Origin of the sequence: Pseudomonas sp. REST10 (genome assembly GCF_029542605.1) — a bacterium.
Lineage (GTDB): Bacteria > Pseudomonadota > Gammaproteobacteria > Pseudomonadales > Pseudomonadaceae > Aquipseudomonas > Aquipseudomonas khazarica.
Genome location: NZ_CP035677.1, coordinates 4,924,056 through 4,943,274 on the forward strand (window position 1 = coordinate 4,924,056; position 19,219 = coordinate 4,943,274).

A 19,219-nucleotide genomic window follows, 5' to 3' on the forward strand; every position below is an offset into this window, starting at 1 on the left:
GCAGGTAGCCTTCGCCGCGCACGGTCTTGATCAGGTTGGGGTTGCGCGAATCGTCGCCGAGCTTCTGGCGCAGCCGTGAGACCAGCAGGTCGATGCTGCGGTCGAAGGCCTCGATGGCACGGCCACGCGAGACACGCCAGGCCGCCCAGGCCTTCAACCAGATGCAGCAGCGTATTCGCGGCCAGGTGCAGCAGCGCACACGCATGCTGGCAGCGGTGTCGCACGATCTGCGCACGCCGCTGGCCCGCCTGAAACTGCGCCTGGAACAGATCCCCGACACGCAGGTGCGCGAGCGCATGGCCCTGGACCTGGCCGAGATGACCGAAATGCTCGATGCCACGCTCGGCTACCTGCACCAGCTGCACAACGCCGAGCAAGCGCAGAACCTGGATATCCAGGCGCTGGTCGAAGCGCTGGCCGAAGACGCCTGCGAACGCGGCGAGGATGTCGGCGTCCGGGGCCAGTGCGCGCCCCTGCAGGCGCGCCCGGTGGCACTGCGCTCGTGCATCAACAACCTGGTGGAGAATGCCCTGCGCTACGCCGAGCATGCCGAGATCGAACTGCGCGACGGCGCCGAGTGGGTCGAGGTACGCGTCATCGACTACGGCCCGGGCATCGCGCCGGCCTTGCGGGAAAGCGTGTTCGAGGCGTTCTACCGCGTGGAAGGTTCGCGCAATCGCAACTCCGGCGGCGTGGGCCTGGGGCTGACCATCGCCCGCGAGGCGGCGCAACGCCAGGGCGGCGACATCCACCTGGAAGAAACCCCCGGTGGCGGCCTGACGGCCATACTGCGCCTGCCACGCGCGCTCACGTGTCCTGCCTGATACAAAGTCCACACACCCCGTACATAAGCGCCCCTGAACCTGCCATGGCTGAAGAAGCCTCTTCAGCCAGCCAACCATGGGAGCAACGCTCATGATCAGTGGTGTCAGCAGTTACTCGGGCTACGCCTACAGCTCGACTTACGCCAGCACCCAGCGCAGCACCGCCAGCAGCGGAAGCTGCGCCGGAGGCCCGGCCAACATGCAGGAAAAGCTGTTCAGCCTGCTCGACAGCGACGGCGACGGCAGCGTCGCCAAGGAAGAACTGAGCAGCGTGCTCAGCGCCGCACAGGAAAACGACAGCAGCCTGACCATCGACATCGACGAGCTGTTCAGCCAACTCGATGGCAATGGCGATGGCAGCCTCGACAGCGACGAGATCGCCGCACTCGCACCGCCTCCGCCGCCGCCACCGGGCGGGCCCAACCCCGAGGACATGTTCGCCCAGCTCGACGCCAACGGTGACGGCCTCATCGATGCCGACGAACTCGCCGCACTGGCCAACGACGGCGCAGTGGACACCAGCGCCCTGCTCGCCGAGCTGGACAGCGACGGTGACGGCGGCCTCGACCTGGACGAACTGAGCGCACTCGCGCCACCCCCTCCGCCGTCTGGCGGCCCGTCATTCGAACTGGCGCAGGGTAGCGAAGGCGACGACGCGACGCTGGACAGCCTGCTCGAGGCCGTCGCCCAGCGCCCACCCAGGCCCGAGCTCGAACCACAGGTCTCGGAGATGATCGGCAAGCTGCTGCAGCACTACCAGAGCAGCCAGAACGACGCCGGCAGCCTGGGTAGCCAGCTCAGCCTCAGCGCCTGAGCGCGAGCCGCCGCTGGCCTCACTGGCGGCGGCGTCCAGCGCCGCTCAATCGCCCTTCAGGCGGTAGCCCACGCCCGCCTCGGTGATCAGGTAGCGGGGCGCGGCCGGATCGTCACCCAGCTTCTGCCGCAGATGACCGACCACCACGCGCAGGTAGTGGCTGTCGCCGACGTGGCTCGGCCCCCAGATGTCGCGCAGCAGCTGCTGCTGCGTCACCACGCGCCCGAGGTGCTGGCCAAGCAGGGCGAGCACCGCATACTCCTTGGGTGTCAGGGCGACTTCGCCGCCCTCCACGCTGACCCGTCGATAGGCCAGGTCGATGTTCAGCCCGCCACAGACGATGTTCGCCGGCAGCGCTTCGCGTACCTGCCCCTGGCGCAGCAGCACGCGCACACGGGCCAGGAACTCCTGAATACCGAAGGGCTTGCTCACGTAGTCGTTGGCGCCGCCGTCCAGCGCCAGCACCTTCTCGCCCTCGCTGGCGCGCACCGACAGCACCAGCACCGGCACCTGGCTCCATTCGCGCAGGCGGCGCAGGACCTGCTGGCCGTCGAGATCGGGCAAACCAAGGTCGAGCACCACCACATCCGGGCTCTGCAAGGCCGCCTGGGCCAGACCGTCTTCGCCGTTCGCGGCCTCCAGCACCCGATAGCCCTGAGCACTGAGGGCGATGCGCAGAAATTTGCGAATCTGCGCCTCATCGTCGATCAGCAGAATGCTCGGTCCCTGACTCATCACTCTTCCTCGGTGGCTTGTGGTTGCGCGGTCAATGGCAGGTGCAGGGTGAGGCTGGCACCACGGCCATCCAGCCCGTCGCCGACGCTGACGCGGCCACCGTGGGCACCGACCATGCCCTGGCAGATGGCCAGGCCCAGCCCCGTGCCCTGGCCACCACGGTCCCCGCGCGCGGCGGTGTAGAACATGTCGAAGATCTTCACCCGCTCCGCCTCGGGAATGCCAGGCCCCTGATCGGCGACGACGAAACGCAACGCCTGTTCATCGAACTCCAGCGACACACGCAGACGCCCATCAGGCGGCGAGAAACGCGCAGCGTTCTCCAGCACGTTGACCAGCGCCTGCTCGATCAGCGCCGCATGCACGTACAGCAGTGGCGGCTCCGCCGGCAGCACACACTGCACCTGCAGCGGGGCAAGCACCGTGCGCAGGCGCTGCAGGGCGCTGGCGACGATGTCGCTGGGCGCCACCCAGTCACGCGCCAGCTTGAGCCCGCCATGGCCCAGGCGGGTCATGTCGAGCAGGTTCTGGATATAGCGGTCGAGCCGTTCGGCCTCATCACGGGTGCCTTCCAGCAGCTCGCAGCGATCCGCTGCGGGGATCGCGTCGCCCAGTGCCAGCAGGGCGTCGATGGAACCGCGCATAGCCGTCAGCGGCGTACGCAGGTCGTGCGACACCGAGGCCAGCAAGGCACTGCGCAACTCTTCGGTCTGCCCATGCAGGCGCGCGGCTTCCAGTTCCTCGGCCAACTGCGCGCGCGCCAGGGCCTGTGCCAGCGGCTGAGCGAGCGCGGCGACCAGCCGGCGGCGCGTGTCCGTCAGCGGCGTGCCGGCGGCTGTCCGCAGGCCGAGCAGCAGCAAGGCGCCCTCCTCCCCGCACAGCGGCCACCACCACCAGCGGCTGCCCGGCAGGGTGTCGGTGCCGAGACCAGCGGGCTGCTCATGCTGCCAGGCCCAGTCCGCGGCGGCGCGCTCGGCGTCGGACAGCTCGATGCGCAGGCCACCCTCGTGTTGCCACGGCCCCTGCGCCATGCGCGACAGCAGCGTCAGTTGCACCTCCGCCCAGCCGCCCAGTTGCTGCTCGGCCACCGCCAGCACGGCCTGGCGGTCAGCGGCGACGGTCAGCTTGCGCGACAGCTCCAGCAGTGCCGTGGTTTCACCCTGCATGTGGCGCAGTGCCTGAACCTGACGCCGCTGACGGCTGGCCAGGTTACCGGTCAGGCCGGCCATGAGCAGGAAGAACAGCAGCGTCAGCACGTCCTCCTGACGCTGGATGTGCAGGGTCAGGGTCGGCGGGATGAACAGGAAGTTGTAGACCAGAAACGACAGCCCCGAACACAGCAGCGCCGGCCCCAGGCTGCTGCGTACGGCCACCAGCAGCACGGCGGCGAGAAACACCAGCGAGATGTTCGGCAACTCCAGTATCCGCGCCAGCCCGAGGGCGATCAGCGTGGCACCGGCGGTCGCCAGCAGCGCCAGCAGATAGTCGCGCCAGCGCGGCGCCGGTTGCCGGCCACGCCCGGTGTGCGGCTGCCCCGCCTCGGCATCCAGCACGCTCACTTCCAGTCCGGCCCCCGCCGCCAGCAGGCGCTCGCCAACACCACGGCCGAACCAGCGCCGTCGCAGGCGCCGTGCACTGCTGCCAACCAGAATCAGGCTGGCGCGCCGCTCGCGGGCATGCTCGAGCAGCGTGCGCGCCACCGACTCGCCGTGCAGGATCACCACCTCGCCCCCCAGGCGCTCGGCCAGGCTCAAGGCCGCCTGCACCCGCCCACGCTGCACGTCGTCCATGGCCTGGCGGCTGTTGACGTGCACCACCGACCAGGGCAGATGACGCCGCTCGGCCACCCGGCAGGCGTGACGCACCAGGCGCTCGGCCTCGCCATCGCCGTCCACCCCCACCAGCAAGCGCCCAAGCACGCTGGGCGCGGCCTGGCCAAGCTGGCGATAGCGCCGGTCGAGATCGGCATCGACCCGTGCGGCAGCGGTCTGCATCGCCAGCTCACGCAGCGCGGTCAAGTTGGTCGGAGAGAAGAACGCGTCGATGGCTGCCCGCGCCTGTTCGGGCATGTACACCTTGCCGTCGCGCAGGCGCTCCAGCAGCTCGCGCGGCGGCAGGTCGATCAACTGGATCTCGTCGGCCTCCTGCAGCACCCAGTCCGGTACGGTTTCACGCACCTGCACCCCGGTGATGTCGCGGATGCGGTCGTTGAGGCTCTCCAGGTGCTGGACGTTGACCGTGGTGTAGACGTCGATGCCGGCCGTGAGCAGCTCCTGCACGTCCTGCCAGCGCTTGGCGTGACGACTGCCAGGGGCGTTGCTGTGCGCCAGCTCGTCGACCAGTGCCAGCTTCGGCGGATCGAGCAGCAGACCGTCGAGGTCCATCTCGCAGATTTCCAGGCCACGGTAGGGCAGGCGCCGTGGCGGCTGCTGCGGCAAGCCCAGCAGCAGGGCCTCGGTGTCGCTGCGACCATGGCTTTCGACCACCCCCGCACGCAACGGCACGCCCATGCGCAGCTGCGCATGGGCGGCCTGCAGCATGGCGTAGGTCTTGCCCACGCCGGGCGCAGCACCGAGAAATACCTTGAGCCACCCACGGCCTTCGCGGGGCAGGTCGGCAAGCAGCGCTTCGGCGCGCAGGCTGTCAGTCATGGCGGGATCATCAGCGGGCGTTGAGGGGCGGATTGTCGATCAGCGCCAGGTTCAGGGCCAGCACATTGACCACCGCAGGGCCAAACAACGGGCGTTCGGTGTGCGCCTCGATCAGCTGCGACAGCACCTCTGGCGCCAGGTTGCGCGCCTGCGCGATGCGAGGCACCTGCCAGGCAGCGGCCGCGGGTGACAGATGCGGGTCGAGGCCGCTGGCCGAGGTGGTCACCAGTTGCATCGGCACCGGCGTCTGAGCGTCGTGACCGGCGCTGAGCCGTTCGACGCGCTCGTACAGGCGCGGATTGCTCGCCGCCAGGTTGCTGGCGGCGCTGGCCACGGTGGCGTAATCACCCGCCGAGGGGCGTGGCTGGAACCACTGATCGCCGTCGAAGGCCTGGGCGATCAGGCGGCTGCCACGCACTTGCCCCGTTTCGTCTCGCACCAGGCTGCCGGCAGCCTGCTCGGGGAATGCCAGGTGCGCCATGGCAGTGACCGCAAGCGGGTAGGCGACGCCGGTCAGCAGGGTCATCAGCGCCAGGGTGGCGACGGCAGGGCGAATATGTTCGAGCATGATGGTTCTCCAGAAGGTCGCCCCGGATCAGCTCCGGGGCAGGTCGAGCGCGGACTACACCCAGCCCAGCGCCACCAGCAGCAGGTCGAGCAGCTTGATGCCGACGAAGGGGGCGAGCAGGCCGCCGAGGCCGTAGATCAGCAGGTTGCGCCGCAGCAGCTGGCCGGCATCCAGGGCCCGGATGCGCACACCGCGCAGCGCCAACGGGATCAATCCGACGATGATCAGGGCGTTGAACACGATGGCCGAGAGAATCGCGCTTTGCGGGCTGTGCAGCTGCATCAGGTCGAGTGCGCCGAGCTGTGGATAGATACCGGCGAACAGCGCCGGCAGGATGGCGAAGTACTTCGCCACATCGTTGGCCAGCGAGAAGGTGGTCAACGCACCGCGCGTCACCAGCAGCTCCTTGCCGACCTGCACCACGTCGATCAACTTGGTCGGGTCGCTGTCCAGATCCACCAGGTTGGCGGCCTCGCGGGCGGCCTGAGTCCCATCGTTCATGGCCAGTCCGACATCGGCCTGGGCCAGAGCCGGTGCATCGTTGGCACCATCGCCACACATCGCCACCAGCTTGCCCTCGGCCTGCTCGGCGCGGATGCGCGCCAGCTTCTTCTGCGGCGTCGCCTCGGCGATCACGTCGTCTACTCCCGCCTCGGCGGCGATGGCCGCAGCGGTCAGCGGGTTGTCACCCGTCACCATGACGGTGCGGATACCCATGGCGCGCAGTTCGGCGAAGCGCTCACGGATACCCGGCTTGACCACGTCCTTGAGGTGAATGGCGCCGAGCAGTCGCCCGTCAGCGGCCACCAGCAGCGGTGTACCGCCGCTCTTGGCAATCTTCTCCACCTCGCTCGCCAGTGCCGCCGGCATGCCGTCACGCCCCAGCCCGAGGTAGGCCAGCACGGCGTCCACCGCGCCCTTGCGATAGGCCAGGCCATCCACGTCGACACCCGACAGGCGTGTCTCGGCGCTGAAGGCGATCAGCCTCATGCCATCCGGAGCGGGCAACGCCAGCGGCTGCAGCGACGCCAGGTACTCGACGATCGACTTGCCCTCCGGGGTGTCATCGCCCTGCGACGCCAGCAGCGCCGCCCTGGCCAGCTCCGCCACAGCGACCCCGGGCGCCTGGAGCAGCGCGCTGCAGCGGCGGTTGCCGAAGGTGATGGTGCCGGTCTTGTCCAGCAACAGGGTATGCACGTCGCCGGCCGCCTCGACCGCGCGCCCCGACTTGGCGATGACGTTCAGGCGTACCAGGCGATCCATGCCGGCGATACCGATGGCCGAGAGCAGGCCGCCGATGGTGGTGGGGATCAGCGTCACCAGCAGCGCGGCGAGATAGATCAGCGGCAGGTTGCCGTCGGCGAAGCGGGCGAAGGGCTGCAGGGTGGCCACCACCAGCAGGAAGATCAGGGTCAGGCCGATCAGCAGGATATCCAGCGCGACTTCGTTGGGCGTCTTCTGCCGGCGCGCGCCCTCGACCAGGGCGATCATGCGGTCGAGCGTGGACTCGCCAGGATTGGCGGTGATCCTCACCAGCAGCCAGTCCGACACCAGGCGGGTATTGCCGGTGACTGCCGAGCGGTCCCCGCCGGACTCACGGATCACCGGCGCGGACTCACCGGTGATGGCCGCCTCGTTGACCGCCGCAATCCCTTCGATCACCTCGCCGTCGCCCGGTATCAGCTCGCCGGCCTCGACCCGCACCACATCGCCCGTACGCAGGCTGGCGGCCGCTACCGAGTGGAACTGCGCACCGACCTGCTTGCGCGCCATCAGTCCCTGGCCGGCGGATTTGAGGCTGTCGGCACGCGCCTTGCCACGGCCCTCGGCCAGCGCTTCGGCGAAGTTGGCGAACAGCACGGTGAACCACAACCACAGGGCGATCTGCACGCCCAGGGCAGTGCTTACCTGGCCATCCCCGGGCTGAGCGGAAGGCACGAAACACAGCACGCTGGTGACCAGCGCCGTCAGCTCGACCACCAGCATCACCGGTGAACGCACCAGCTGGCGCGGGTCGAGCTTGACGAAGGCCTGCCTGAGGGCCGGGCGCCACAGCGCACCGAGGTGGGTCTGCACCTTGCCGCTGGACGGGTTGGCGCTGCTTTGCGCCGATACATGGACATTCATCACGGGCGCTCCTTCACAGTACCAGGTATTCGGCCAGCGGGCCCAGGGCCAACGCCGGCATGAAAGTCAGGCCACCCACCAGGAGGATGGTCAGAGTCAGCAATACGACGAACAGCGGGCCGTGGGTGGGGAAGCTGTTCCGCCCCAGCGGGGCCGTGCGCTTGGCCGCCAGGCTGCCAGCGATCGCCAGCACCGGCAGGATGTAGCCGAAGCGCCCGAGCAGCATGGCCAGGCCGAGCATGAGGTCGTGGTAGGGGGTGTCGGCGCTGAAGCCGGCGAAGGCCGATCCGTTGTTGCCGGTGGCCGAGCCATAGGCATACAGCGCCTGGGTGAAACCGTGCGGGCCGGGGTTGCCGATGGAGGCCGCAGGTCCGGCGAAGCTCACCGCCAGGGCAACGCAGACCAGCACGCCGAGCGGCATCACCATCAGCGTGGCGACCAGCAGGCGCACCTCGCGCGCCTCCAGCCGCTTGCCCAGGTAGGCCGGTGTGCGACCGATCATCAGGCCGGCGAGGAACACCGCGATCAGCACAAACAGCAGCATGCCGTAGAGACCGGCGCCGATGCCGCCAAAGATGATTTCGCCGAGCACCATGTTGAACAGCGGCACCAGCCCGCCAAGCGCGCTGAAGCTGTCGTGCATGGCGTTCACCGAGCCATTGGAGGCCGCCGTGGTGGTGGTGGCCCAGAGCGCCGAAGCGAAGCTGCCGAAGCGTGCTTCCTTGCCCTCCAGTGAGCCCACCTGCTCGACGGGCAGCCCTGCCAGCAGCGGATTCGGCTGCAACTCCGCCCAGGCACAGAGGCCCAGCCCCATGGCGAACAGCAACAGCATGCTGGCCAGGATCGCCCGGCTCTGACGCAGGTCCCGCACGTAGTGACCGAAGGCGAACACCAGCGCTGCCGGGACCAGCAGGATCGACGCCAGCTCCAGCAGGTTGCTCAGCGCCGTGGGGTTCTCGAAGGGGTGCGCCGAGTTGACCCCGAAGAATCCGCCGCCGTTGGTGCCCAGCTGCTTGATGGCAATCTGGCTGGCCGCCGGCCCCATCGGCAGGGTCTGCTCGCTGCCCTGCAGGGTGGTCGCCGCCACGTAGTCGCTGAAGGTCTGCGGTACGCCCTGCCACACCAGCAGCAACGCCAGCAGCAGACACAGCGGCAGCAGGCCGTAGAGCACGGCGCGGGTCAGGTCGACCCAGAAGTTGCCCAGGCGGTCGCTGGACTGCCGCGTCAGCCCCCGGCACAGCACCACCAGCACCGCCAGCCCCACCGCCGGGCTGACGAAGTTCTGCACCCCCAGGCCAAGCATCTGACTGAAATAGCTGAGCTGTGCCTCACCGCTGTAGGCCTGCCAGTTGGTGTTGGTGACGAAGCTCACCGCCGTGTTGAAGGCCAGCGGCAGGCTCATCCCGGCCACCTGCTGCGGATTGAGCGGCAAGGCGCCCTGCAACAGCAGGATGCCGGTCAGCACCAGCAGGCAGACCAGCGTGAAGGCCAGCAGTGCGAGGCTATAGCCGCGCCAGCCCTGCTCCTGCTGCGGGTCGATGCCGGCGACACGGTAACAGGCGCGCTCCAGGGGTTGCAGCAGAGGGCTCAGCCAGGTGCGCTGGCCTTCCATCACGCGATAGAAGTAGCGCCCCAGAAACGGCGCCGGTGCCAGCACCAGCAGGGAAAAAGCTGCCAGCAGCAGCCAGTCGTTGTCGTGCATGGCCACCTCCTCAGCCGCGCCCGGCGGTGAGCAGAGCCACCAGCAGGTAGGCGAAGAGGCCGATCACCAGGATCAGCGACACACCATCGATTGCGTTCATGTTCAAAGCTCCACGATGCGGGACGTCCGCTCGCGAGCATTGTCGGAAGGCCGGCCGTAAAGATTCGATTGGCGGGCGGCTGGCGGGGCGTAAAGAAAGCGTATCGATGCAGCGGCGCCGGGCCTGTGGCGGCGCGCCGGCTCAAGCGCCGCGTAACCCGTCAGGCATTGGCAAGCCCGCCACTCAGGCCAGCAACTGCACCGCCAGACCCAGCAGCGCACAGGCCAGCAGCGTCTCGATCACGCCGCGCCGCAAGCCCAGCAGCGCCACGCCCGCGCCCAGCGTGATCGCTGCCGACAGCCAGTCGAAGGTCCCGCCGAAGCCCTCTGGCCAGAGCACGTGATAGGCGAAGAACAGCGCCAGATTGACGATGACCCCGACCACCGCAGCGGTGATGCCGGTCAGCGGCGCGGTGAACTGCAAGCGGCCGTGGGTCGACTCCACCAGCGGCCCGCCGGCGAGGATGAACAGGAACGACGGCAGAAAGGTGAACCAGGTGACCAATGCAGCCGCCAGAGCACCACTGGCGAAGGCCGAGTCACCCGCGAACGGCGGCTGGCCGTAGGCACCGACGAAGGCCACGAAGGCGACGACCATGATCAGCGGCCCTGGCGTGGTCTCGCCGAGCGCCAGGCCGTCGATCATCTGCCTGGGCGTCAGCCAGCCATACTGCTCGATGGCGCCCTGATACACATAGGGCAGCACCGCGTAGGCGCCGCCAAAGGTCAGCAGCGCCGCCTTGGTGAAGAACCAGCCCATCTGCGTCAGCGTGCCCTGCCAGCCGAACGCCAGGGTCAGCAGGCCCATCGGCAGCAACCACAGCAACGCGCCCAGCAGCAGGATCAGCCCCAGGCGAGCGGGCCGGAAACGCGTATGCGCCAGGCGTGTGTCGTCATCGATTAGCGCCGCCACCGGGGCGGCGCCAACCTCGCCATGCGCAGCCGCGCCGGTGAAATGCTGCGGCGCCAGGCGCCCGCCGAGGTAGCCGATCAGCGCGGCAGCCAGCACGATCAGGGGAAAGGGCAGCTGCAACGCGAAGATCGCGACGAAGGCCGCCAGCGCGATGCCCCACAGCCAGGCGTTTCTCAGCACCCGCCCGCCGATGCGCCAGGCCGCCTGCGCCACGATGGCTGTCACCGCCGGCTTGAGGCCATAGAAGAGCCCCGCCACCAGGGGCACGTCGCCATAGGCCAGATAGACCCAGGACAGGCCGATGAGGATCAGCAGCGATGGCAGCACGAACAGCACGCCGGCGATCACCCCGCCCCAGCTGCGGTGCATCAGCCAGCCGATATAGGTGGCCAGCTGCTGCGCCTCCGGCCCGGGCAACAGCATGCAGTAGTTCAGCGCATGCAGAAATCGTCGCTCGGACAGCCAGCGGCGCTTCTCCACCAGCTCCTGATGCAGGATCGAGATCTGCCCGGCCGGCCCGCCGAAGCTGATCAGCCCCAGTTTCAGCCAGAAACGCAACGCCTGCAGCACGCTGACCGGGGCAGGACGCTCTGGCGAATCGGACATTGGGCAGGCTCCAGCACGACGAAAACCGACCGCCCACTATAGCCGCGAAACATGACAGCGAAGCGACAGCGCACGAAAAACGACCAGCCTCCCGCAGCCCTTGTACCACCTGGCCTGGAACGCTTTTCCCGCATCTTATCCACAGCGCTTTCCCCAGATTCTGTGCATGAGCCGGGCGCCTGCGGCCAGCCCCTGCCCCGCTGTGGGAAACTCAACGCAAGTCATTGATTGATCGAATGATGCGACCTGTCGATGACGCCAACAGGACGTCACTGGGCAAAAACTGAACGGCTCCGGACAGGCCGCGGGAATGCTAGGCAGGAAGGGCTTTTGCAAAGGTTATCCACAGGACTGCCAACAGAATCTGTGAAGCAATCGGGAGCCGTCAGCCGTTGTACAGATAGACCACCAGGCGCTTCTCGGGGCTGACGACGATCAGGCCGATCCGACCATAGGCGTAATAGCTGCCCGGGCTGTTGATAAGGCTGTCGACATCGCGTATCAGCGCGGCGGCCACCTCGATGCAGAAGCCGTAACGGCAGAGGTAGTCGAGGCTGCTCAGCGATTGCTGGCGACTGTCCACAGGCCAGTGCCGCTCGTCTGCGGCGATCGGCGTTTCTTTCCAGTCGCTGTACGAGCCGCGCCAGCGCCGCCCTGCAGTGGCGCTGTTGCCCGGCATGTTTTCGAAGAACCCCAGCCCCGTGCCGGCGAGCGCCGCGGTGGCTGCGGGCAGGCGATAGACGAGAATCCCGGTCTCGTTGCCGCCTGGGCCGAATCCCCAGGACTCCTCCATGGCATAGACGATGGAGGTGACCTGCAGCGCGTCGGGCACCAGGCTCAGGCGGTACTCGTTGAGCGTGTGCAGATAGGCCAGGCGGATCGCCAAGGCACAGGCGAAGGTGCCGAAGACCAGCGTTGCGTAGATGAGCAGCTTGCGAGCGGTGGACATACGCCGTTTCGTCCCTGAAGGTCAGTCGTCCTGCCAGCCCGGGGAGCAGGCTGGCCCGCCCTACTGTACACAGGCCGGGACCACAGACAATGGGGACGACGGTCAACCGCCGCCACTCTGCAACCCGCACACAGGGAAACGCCCGACAGACAGCTCGGTAATGCTGCTCATCTGAGGTTGCACGCGTTTGGCTCCCCTCTCCCATTCATGGGAGAGGGGCTGGGGGAGAGGGGACTAGGCGCGTCCGACTACTGCTCCTGTGAACAGCATTACGACAGGTCGGGCGCTTTCCTCAGCGTGCCGGCCCCGGTTCAGTTGCCGGCGGCCTTCAGCAGCGGGTTGCCATTGGCGCCGGCCCCGCCGTTGGTCTTGTAGGCGTCGAGCAGTTTGCCGGCCTTGCTCCACTCGAACACAGTCGACTCGTTCTTGTTGTACGCACCCGGTAACGCGGTGATCAGGCTGTAGTCGTACTTCCACACTTCCTTGCCGCTCAGCTCGGACTTGGAGTTAGGGTGACCGACCTGCTTGACGACCTCATCCTGGGTGGCACCGGAGCTTTTCAGCTGCTGCAGCGTTTCCGGGGCGATGTACACGCCGGTCTCGTAGTCCAGCGGCGTACGAACGTTGCAGCCTGCCAGCAGGGTCAGAGAGAGGGCCGCCGCGGCGATGAGGGTTGTCTTGTTCATGCTGAATGTCCTTGTTTTGATCCGTCCATACCGCCCACGGGGCCTCGGCGCTGCGCGCGAGCAGCCACGCAAGGGCGGTAAGCAAGGAGCATAAGGACGGGCAGGCGGCCCAGCCATAACACAGATGACCTAATGGCCTTGTGCTGGCTGTGCCGCCCCGGACCAGGATCGCGTCAGCGACCGAACGCCGTCAGGCCGCCTTGCTCGGCGACGCATCCTCGAAGCGGTCGACCTTGCGCAGGCTCTTGAAGCCGAGCATCCAGCCGCCGGTCACCAGCAGGGTGCAGGCGCAACCGAGCAACGCCGCCGGCACCACACCGAACCAGGCGGCACTGGTACCGGCGCGGAATTCGCCCAGCTCGTTGGAAGACCCGATGAACAGCATGTTCACCGCGTTGACCCGGCCACGCATGGCGTCCGGCGTGGAGAACTGCACCAGCGAGGAACGAATGTACATGCTCACCATGTCCGCGCCGCCGGCCACCATCAGCGCGGCGAAGGACAGCCAGAACAGGCTGGACAGGGCGAACACCAGGTTGGCCAGGCCGAACAGCGCCACCGCGCCGAACATCACCAGGCCGACATGTCGGTTGAAGGGTCTCATGCTCAGGTACAGGCCCACGGTCACCTCGCCGATGGCCATGGCGCTGCGCAGCAGGCCCAGGCCCGTGGGGCCGACCTCCAGCACCTCCTGGGCGTAGATCGGCAGCAACGCCACCACGCCACCGAGCAGCACGGCGAACAGGTCCAGCGAGATGGTGCCGAGAATGATCGGCCGCGTGCGGATGAAGTGGATGCCCGCGGTGAAGCGCGCCCAGGCGGTCGACTCCAGCGCCTGCATCTTCTCCGCATAGCGCACCGGCACCAGCGGCAGCAGCGCCGTACCAACGAGGAAACACAGCAGGCACACCGAGTAGGTCAGGCCACCGCCGCCGATGGCGTACAGGCCACCGCCGAGCACCGGGCCGGAGATGGTCGCGCCGCGCATGATCATGCTGTTGGCCGCGATGGCCGCCGCCAGGCGCTCGCGCGGCACGATCTGCGGCAACAGGCTCGACAGCGCCGGCCCGGTGAAGGCACGGCCACAGCCGTAGAGCACCAGCACGGCGTAGTACCAGCTGACCGGCGCCTCGCTCAGTGACAGCCAGAGCAGCGCCCCCGCGCACAGCGCCTCCACCAGCCAGCTGAGCATGAGGATCAGCTTGCGGTCGTAACGGTCGATCAGGTCGCCCGCCGGCATCAGCAGCACCAGCATGGGGATGAACTGGGCCAGGCCGACATAGGCCAGCGACAGGGGATCGCGCGTCAGGTCATAGACCTGCCAGGCCACCACGATGGCCTGAATCTGCACGGCGAAGACCACCACGATGCGCGCGACGAGAAAGGGCAGGAAACCGGGAAGCCGGTAAACGGAAACTGGGGCAGCGGACACGGAGGAAACCTCGAGGCATGACCGGCCGGTGCCGGTCGAGGTGAGCCGGCCAATCTACGGCAAAGCCCTGCCATGGGGCAAACCGGTGAACAGCTTGTTGCGCTGGTTGCTCCACAGGCAGATGGCAACCGAAATATTTTGGGCCGGATCGACGAATCTTGTGCAGTCGCGGCTGAAGCCCCTCCCACGCTCCGTGCGGTTGCGGGCGGTATGGTTCAGACCACAAACCCGTAGGAGGCGCTTTAGCGGCGAGCTGTTTCATCGCGGCTGAAGCCGCTCCTTGGGAATAGCGTGCAAGCGCAGAGGGCAGACGACTTTGGTAGCCTTGTCCGAACGTTTTTACGGAAGCCTCGCCATGCCGCTCACCCCCGACGAACTCGCCCAGATCAGCGCCCTGACCCTGAGCCACTATCAGGACAGCGCCGAGGATTTCCGCGCGGGCACCCGCGACCACGATGTCAGCCAGAACATCGCCGCCCTGCTGCGCCATATCGAGGCGCCGAGGCCCTGGCGCATCCTCGATCTCGGCTGCGGCCCCGGCCGCGACCTGCGCACCTTCAGCGCGCTCGGGCATCAGGCCGTCGGCCTGGATGGCTGCGCCGAGTTCGTCGAGATGGCGCGCACCGACAGCGGCTGCGAGGTGTGGCAGCAGAACTTCCTCGCCCTGGACCTGCCCGAGGCGCATTTCGACGGTATCTTCGCCAACGCCAGCCTGTTCCATGTGCCGGACCAAGAGCTGCCGCGCGTGCTCGGCCAACTGCATGCGGCGCTGAAAACCGGCGGCGTGCTGTTCAGCTCCAACCCGCGCGGCGACAACCAGGAAGGCTGGAACGGCCCGCGCTACGGCAGCTACCACGACCTGGAGCGCTGGCGTGCACGGCTCGTCGCTGCCGGCTTCGTCGAGCTGGAGCACTACTACCGTCCAGACGGCCTGCCGCGTGAGCAACAACCCTGGCTGGCCAGCGTCTGGCGCGCCCGCTGAACACAGGCCGACCGCGACTCACAATGGGGCAGGGATCCGCGCCGTGCATTCTTTTGGGCTGCGCGCGCCACCCGCAACGCGCCTGAGCGCAGCGCCCGAGGCCCGGAACAGAGCGGCCTGGCGCACCTCGACAGGGATTGGCACAGCCACTGCATGACTCCGCACAAGCCCGGCCACCCGGGCAACCCACTCGGTCAACGGCGATCGAACAGCCAACGCAGGCAATTGGGTAGCGACGTGCCATAGAGCGGCACGCGACAGAACAGGCAAAGGCGCCTGGAACCGCAAGGTTTCAGGCGCTTTTTTTTGCCGCACGAAAACCTGATGAGCTTTCGCCGGGAACCACCATGAACAGCACAGAACGCCCCAGCAACAAGCAACGCCTGGTCATCATCGGCAACGGCATGGTCGGCCACCACTGCGTCGAGCAACTGCTCGCGGCCGGCGCGCTGGAACACTACCGGATCGACGTGTTCGGCGAGGAGGCGCAGCGCGCCTACGACCGCGTGCACCTCTCCGAATACTTCAGCGGGCGCGATGCCGAATCCCTGGCGATGAGCGCCGCCGAACTGTACGCACGCCCCGGCCTGTACCTGCACCTGGCTGCGCCGGTGCTGGAGATCGACCGCGCCACCTGCGAGGTGATCACCGCGAAGGGGCGCTTCACCTACGACAAGCTGGTGCTGGCCACCGGTTCCTACCCCTTCGTGCCGCCCATCGAGGGCGCCGAGGGCGATGCGCGCCTGGTCTACCGCACCCTCGACGATCTCGACGCCATCCGCGCCGCCGCCCAGGGCAAACGCCGCGGCGTGGTGGTCGGCGGCGGCCTGCTCGGCCTGGAGGCAGCCAACGCGCTGAAATCGCTGGGCCTGGAAGCACACGTGGTGGAATTCGCCCCGCGCCTGATGCCGGTGCAACTCGACGACTTCGGCGGCGCCGCGCTCAGGCAGCGCATCGAGGACCTCGGCGTCGGCGTGCACCTGGGCAAGGCCACGCAGTCGATCAGCGCCGGCAGCGACTACCGCTACCGGATGAACTTCGCCGGCGATGAGGCCCTGGAGACCGACCTGATCGTCTTCTCCGCCGGCATCCGCCCGCAGGACGCCCTGGCCCGCGCCTGCGCGCTGGAGCTCGGCCCGCGCGGCGGCGTGGCGATCGATGACCAGTGCCTGAGCAGCGACCCGAACATCTACGCCATCGGCGAGTGCGCGGCCTGGAATGGCGGCATCTTCGGCCTGGTCGCGCCCGGCTACCAGATGGCCCGCGCCGTCGCCGCCCGGCTCTGTGGCGCCGAGGCGCAGCCGTTCCTCGGCGCCGACATGTCGACCAAGCTCAAGCTGCTCGGCGTCGATGTCGGCTCCATCGGCGACGCCCACGGCGCAACGGCCGGCGCGCGCAGCTACCGCTACATCGACGAGGCCAGCGCCAGCTACCGTCGCCTGGTGGTCTCCGCCGACGGCCGCCAGGTGCTCGGCGCGGTGCTGGTCGGCGACAACAGCTACTACGACACCCTGCTGCAGTACGCGCAGAACGGCATCAGGCTGCCGGACGACCCGGCCAGCCTGATCATGCCCGCTGGTGGCGGCGCCCCGGCGCTCGGCGCCGACGCCCTGCCGGACAGCGCCACCATCTGCTCCTGCCACAACGTCAGCAAGGGCTCGGTGTGCGCCGCCATCGACGCCGGTTGCTGCGATGTCGCCGGGGTCAAGGCCAGCACCAGAGCAGCCACCGGCTGCGGCGGCTGCGCGGCGCTGCTCAAGCAGGTGGTCGAGCACGAGCTGAGCGCCCGGGGCGTGGCCGTCGACACGAGCCTCTGCGAGCACTTCGCCCACACCCGCCAGGAGCTCTATCACTTCGTTCGCGTCGAGGGCATCGAGACGTTCGAGGAGCTGCTGGCCAGGCATGGCAAGGGCCACCTCGGCTGCGACATCTGCAAGCCGGCGGTGGGCTCGATCCTCGCCTCCTGCTGGAACCGGCCGATCACCGAGCCGGCGCTGATTCCGCTGCAGGACACCAACGACACCTTCATGGCCAACATGCAGAAGAACGGCACCTACTCGGTGGTGCCGCGCATCCCCGGCGGCGAGATCACCCCCGAGGGGCTGATCGCCATCGGCGCGGTGGCGAAGAAATACGACCTCTACACCAAGATCACCGGCGGCCAGCGCATCGACCTGTTCGGCGCCCAGCTGCACGAACTGCCGGACATCTGGGGCGAACTGATCGCTGCCGGTTTCGAGACCGGCCACGCCTACGGCAAGTCGCTGCGCACGGTGAAAAGCTGCGTCGGCAGCACCTGGTGCCGCTACGGCGTGCAGGACAGCGTGGCCATGGCCCTGCACCTGGAGAATCGCTACAAGGGCCTGCGCTCGCCGCACAAGATCAAGTTCGCGGTCAGCGGCTGCACCCGCGAGTGCGCCGAGGCGCAGAGCAAGGACATCGGCGTGATCGCCACCGAGAACGGCTGGAACCTGTACGTCTGCGGCAACGGCGGCATGCGCCCACGGCATGCCGAACTGTTCGCCACCGACCTGGACGACGACAGCCTGGTACGCCTCATCGACCGCGTGCTGATGTTCTACATCCGCACCGCCGACAAGCTGCAGCGCACCTCGGTGTGGCGCGAATCGCTGGAAGGCGGCCTGGACTACCTCAAGCAGGTGATCCTGGAGGACAGCCTGGGCCTCGCCGCCGAACTGGAAGCGCAGATGCAGCTGGTGGTCGAGCGCTACGAGTGCGAATGGGCGGGCGCGCTGAAGGACGAGGAGAAGCTCAAGCGCTTCCGCACCTTCGTCAACGAAAAGGGCGGCGACCCCGACATCCGCTTCGTCCGCGAACGCGGCCAGCGCCGTCCGGCGCGCGCCCATGAACTGGAACTGATCCCCGTCACCGAGGAGGCCGTCTGATGAGCCCGTCCAACACCGCACGCGATCCGCACGCCGACTGGCGCCCCCTGTGCCGCACCGCCGACCTGGTGGCCGGCTCCGGCATCGTCGCCCTGGCCGGCGGCCAGCAGGTGGCGCTGTTCTACCTGCCGGACAGCGAGCCGCAGGTATTCGCCATCGGCAACCGCGACCCGAAATCCGGCGCCAACGTCATCGGCCGCGGCCTGGTCGGTCACCTGGGAGGCGATCTGGTGATCGCCTCGCCGCTGTACAAGCAGCACTTTCGCCTGCGCGACGGTGCCTGCCTGGAGTACCCCGAGCAGCACCTGCCGGTCTGGCCCGTGCGCCTGTGTGGCGAGCGGGTGGAAATCAGCCTGGGCTGAACCCCTGCCCCCTTCTTCAATAGCTAACGAGAGAGCGCAAACATGTCCTATCTGGTCCCGACAGAATTCGTCACCAAGATGGTGGATGCCGGTGAGTCGAAGATCTTCATGTCGACCCGCGACACCCTGATCCGCGCCTTCATGGCGGGCGCCATCCTGGCCCTGGCGGCGGTGTTCGCCATCACCGTGGGCGTGCAGACCGGCTCGCCGCTGGTGGGCGCCATGCTCTTCCCGGTCGGCTTCGTGATGCTCTACCTGATGGGCTTCGACCTGCTCACCGGCGTGTTCATGCTCACCCCGCTGGCCCTGCTCGACCGCCGCCCCGGCGTCACCCCGAGCGGCGTGCTGCGCAACTGGGGCCTGGTGTTCGTCGGCAACTTCGCCGGTGCGCTGAGCGTGGCCTTCATGATGGCGTTCGTCTTCACCTACGGTTTCTCCACCGGCCCGGGCGCCATCGGCGAGAAGATCTCGCACATCGGCGAGGCGCGCACCCTGGGCTATGCCGAATACGGCCTGGCCGGCTGGGCGACCATCTTCCTGCGCGGCATGCTGTGCAACTGGATGGTGTCGATGGGCGTGGTCGGGGCGATGATCTCCACCACCGTGAGCGGCAAGACCATCGCCATGTGGATGCCGATCATGCTGTTCTTCTTCATGGGCTTCGAGCACTCGGTGGTGAACATGTTCCTGTTCCCCTCGGCGATGATCATGGGCGGCGACTTCTCGGTGATGGATTACATGATCTGGAACGAGATCCCCACCGCACTGGGCAACCTGGTCGGCGGCCTGGCCTTCACCGGCCTGACCCTCTACACCACCCACGTCAGAACCGCGCCCAAGCGCACCACCTACAACTGAGCCGT

The 19,219-nt window shown here is 67.8% G+C and carries 15 protein-coding genes and 2 pseudogenes; 6 read left to right on the forward strand and 11 right to left on the reverse strand.

The window, feature by feature from the left end; genetic code table 11:
- Positions 1-130, reverse strand: a pseudogene (locus EWH21_RS23275) (winged helix-turn-helix domain-containing protein); the annotation flags it as partial.
- Between EWH21_RS23275 and EWH21_RS23280 the strand changes: the two are divergent.
- A pseudogene (locus EWH21_RS23280) lies at positions 123-824 on the forward strand (HAMP domain-containing sensor histidine kinase); the annotation flags it as partial. The pseudogenes EWH21_RS23275 and EWH21_RS23280 overlap by 8 nt on opposite strands.
- Positions 825-915: 91 nt before the next feature.
- Complete coding sequence (gene xopAW / locus EWH21_RS23285) at positions 916-1,638, forward strand: XopAW family type III secretion system calcium-binding effector (protein ID WP_277699435.1); 723 nt, start codon at positions 916-918, stop codon at positions 1,636-1,638.
- 45 nt (positions 1,639-1,683) lie between these two features.
- Here the strand turns inward: xopAW and EWH21_RS23290 are convergent, their stop codons facing one another.
- The 10 genes from EWH21_RS23290 to EWH21_RS23335 all read right to left on the reverse strand — a co-directional run bounded on the left by EWH21_RS23290 (position 1,684) and on the right by EWH21_RS23335 (position 14,106).
- Complete coding sequence (locus tag EWH21_RS23290; RefSeq protein WP_277699436.1) at positions 1,684-2,373, reverse strand: response regulator; 690 nt, start codon at positions 2,371-2,373, stop codon at positions 1,684-1,686.
- Complete coding sequence (locus EWH21_RS23295; protein ID WP_277699437.1) at positions 2,373-5,024, reverse strand: sensor histidine kinase KdpD; 2,652 nt, start codon at positions 5,022-5,024, stop codon at positions 2,373-2,375. The genes EWH21_RS23290 and EWH21_RS23295 overlap by 1 nt, the downstream gene beginning before the upstream one ends.
- A gap of 10 nt (positions 5,025-5,034) precedes the next feature.
- Positions 5,035-5,592, reverse strand: coding sequence for a potassium-transporting ATPase subunit KdpC (kdpC, locus tag EWH21_RS23300; RefSeq protein WP_277699438.1), 558 nt, complete (start codon positions 5,590-5,592; stop codon positions 5,035-5,037).
- 54 nt (positions 5,593-5,646) lie between these two features.
- Complete coding sequence (gene kdpB, locus EWH21_RS23305; RefSeq protein ID WP_277699439.1) at positions 5,647-7,719, reverse strand: potassium-transporting ATPase subunit KdpB; 2,073 nt, start codon at positions 7,717-7,719, stop codon at positions 5,647-5,649.
- A 13-nt stretch (positions 7,720-7,732) separates the two neighbouring features.
- Positions 7,733-9,421, reverse strand: a complete 1,689-nt coding sequence (gene kdpA / locus EWH21_RS23310) for a potassium-transporting ATPase subunit KdpA (protein ID WP_277699440.1) — start codon at positions 9,419-9,421, stop codon at positions 7,733-7,735.
- Between the two features lie 10 nt (positions 9,422-9,431).
- A complete protein-coding gene (locus tag EWH21_RS23315; RefSeq protein ID WP_037051350.1) occupies positions 9,432-9,521 on the reverse strand; it encodes a potassium ABC transporter ATPase in 90 nt (29 codons plus the stop codon).
- Positions 9,522-9,704: 183 nt separating this feature from the next.
- Positions 9,705-11,039 (reverse strand): chromate efflux transporter, encoded by a 1,335-nt coding sequence (chrA, locus tag EWH21_RS23320; protein ID WP_277699441.1) that lies wholly within the window; start codon positions 11,037-11,039, stop codon positions 9,705-9,707.
- A gap of 385 nt (positions 11,040-11,424) precedes the next feature.
- Positions 11,425-11,988, reverse strand: a complete 564-nt coding sequence (locus EWH21_RS23325; RefSeq protein ID WP_277699442.1) for a hypothetical protein — start codon at positions 11,986-11,988, stop codon at positions 11,425-11,427.
- Positions 11,989-12,299: 311 nt separating this feature from the next.
- Positions 12,300-12,674, reverse strand: a complete 375-nt coding sequence (locus tag EWH21_RS23330) for a hypothetical protein (protein WP_152489895.1) — start codon at positions 12,672-12,674, stop codon at positions 12,300-12,302.
- A gap of 190 nt (positions 12,675-12,864) precedes the next feature.
- A complete protein-coding gene (locus EWH21_RS23335) occupies positions 12,865-14,106 on the reverse strand; it encodes an MFS transporter (protein WP_047585515.1) in 1,242 nt (413 codons plus the stop codon).
- A gap of 355 nt (positions 14,107-14,461) precedes the next feature.
- Between EWH21_RS23335 and EWH21_RS23340 the strand changes: the two genes are divergently transcribed.
- The 4 genes from EWH21_RS23340 to EWH21_RS23355 all read left to right on the forward strand — a co-directional run bounded on the left by EWH21_RS23340 (position 14,462) and on the right by EWH21_RS23355 (position 19,214).
- Entirely contained in the window at positions 14,462-15,088 is a 627-nt protein-coding gene (locus tag EWH21_RS23340; RefSeq protein WP_277699443.1) for a class I SAM-dependent methyltransferase, read from the forward strand.
- 347 nt (positions 15,089-15,435) lie between these two features.
- Complete coding sequence (nirB, locus tag EWH21_RS23345; protein ID WP_277699444.1) at positions 15,436-17,994, forward strand: nitrite reductase large subunit NirB; 2,559 nt, start codon at positions 15,436-15,438, stop codon at positions 17,992-17,994.
- Positions 17,994-18,356: a nitrite reductase small subunit NirD gene (gene nirD / locus EWH21_RS23350; protein ID WP_037051332.1), complete on the forward strand. Its 363-nt coding sequence runs from the start codon at positions 17,994-17,996 to the stop codon at positions 18,354-18,356. Before nirB ends, nirD begins: the two co-directional genes overlap by 1 nt.
- 42 nt (positions 18,357-18,398) lie before the next feature.
- A complete protein-coding gene (locus EWH21_RS23355; RefSeq protein ID WP_277699445.1) occupies positions 18,399-19,214 on the forward strand; it encodes a formate/nitrite transporter family protein in 816 nt (271 codons plus the stop codon).
- Positions 19,215-19,219: the final 5 nt, after the last annotated feature.

Excerpts from the sequence above, each read along its gene's own strand:
- xopAW (WP_277699435.1), top strand. The coding sequence starts at position 916 with ATGATCAGTGGTGTCAGCAGTTACTCGGGCTACGCCTACAGCTCGACT.
- EWH21_RS23290 (WP_277699436.1), bottom strand. The coding sequence starts at position 2,373 with ATGAGTCAGGGACCGAGCATTCTGCTGATCGACGATGAGGCGCAGATT.
- EWH21_RS23295 (WP_277699437.1), bottom strand. The coding sequence starts at position 5,024 with ATGACTGACAGCCTGCGCGCCGAAGCGCTGCTTGCCGACCTGCCCCGC.
- kdpC (WP_277699438.1), bottom strand. The coding sequence starts at position 5,592 with ATGCTCGAACATATTCGCCCTGCCGTCGCCACCCTGGCGCTGATGACC.
- kdpB (WP_277699439.1), bottom strand. The coding sequence starts at position 7,719 with ATGAATGTCCATGTATCGGCGCAAAGCAGCGCCAACCCGTCCAGCGGC.
- kdpA (WP_277699440.1), bottom strand. The coding sequence starts at position 9,421 with ATGCACGACAACGACTGGCTGCTGCTGGCAGCTTTTTCCCTGCTGGTG.
- EWH21_RS23315 (WP_037051350.1), bottom strand. The coding sequence starts at position 9,521 with ATGAACGCAATCGATGGTGTGTCGCTGATCCTGGTGATCGGCCTCTTC.
- chrA (WP_277699441.1), bottom strand. The coding sequence starts at position 11,039 with ATGTCCGATTCGCCAGAGCGTCCTGCCCCGGTCAGCGTGCTGCAGGCG.
- EWH21_RS23325 (WP_277699442.1), bottom strand. The coding sequence starts at position 11,988 with ATGTCCACCGCTCGCAAGCTGCTCATCTACGCAACGCTGGTCTTCGGC.
- EWH21_RS23330 (WP_152489895.1), bottom strand. The coding sequence starts at position 12,674 with ATGAACAAGACAACCCTCATCGCCGCGGCGGCCCTCTCTCTGACCCTG.
- EWH21_RS23340 (WP_277699443.1), top strand. The coding sequence starts at position 14,462 with ATGCCGCTCACCCCCGACGAACTCGCCCAGATCAGCGCCCTGACCCTG.
- nirB (WP_277699444.1), top strand. The coding sequence starts at position 15,436 with ATGAACAGCACAGAACGCCCCAGCAACAAGCAACGCCTGGTCATCATC.
- nirD (WP_037051332.1), top strand. The coding sequence starts at position 17,994 with ATGAGCCCGTCCAACACCGCACGCGATCCGCACGCCGACTGGCGCCCC.
- EWH21_RS23355 (WP_277699445.1), top strand. The coding sequence starts at position 18,399 with ATGTCCTATCTGGTCCCGACAGAATTCGTCACCAAGATGGTGGATGCC.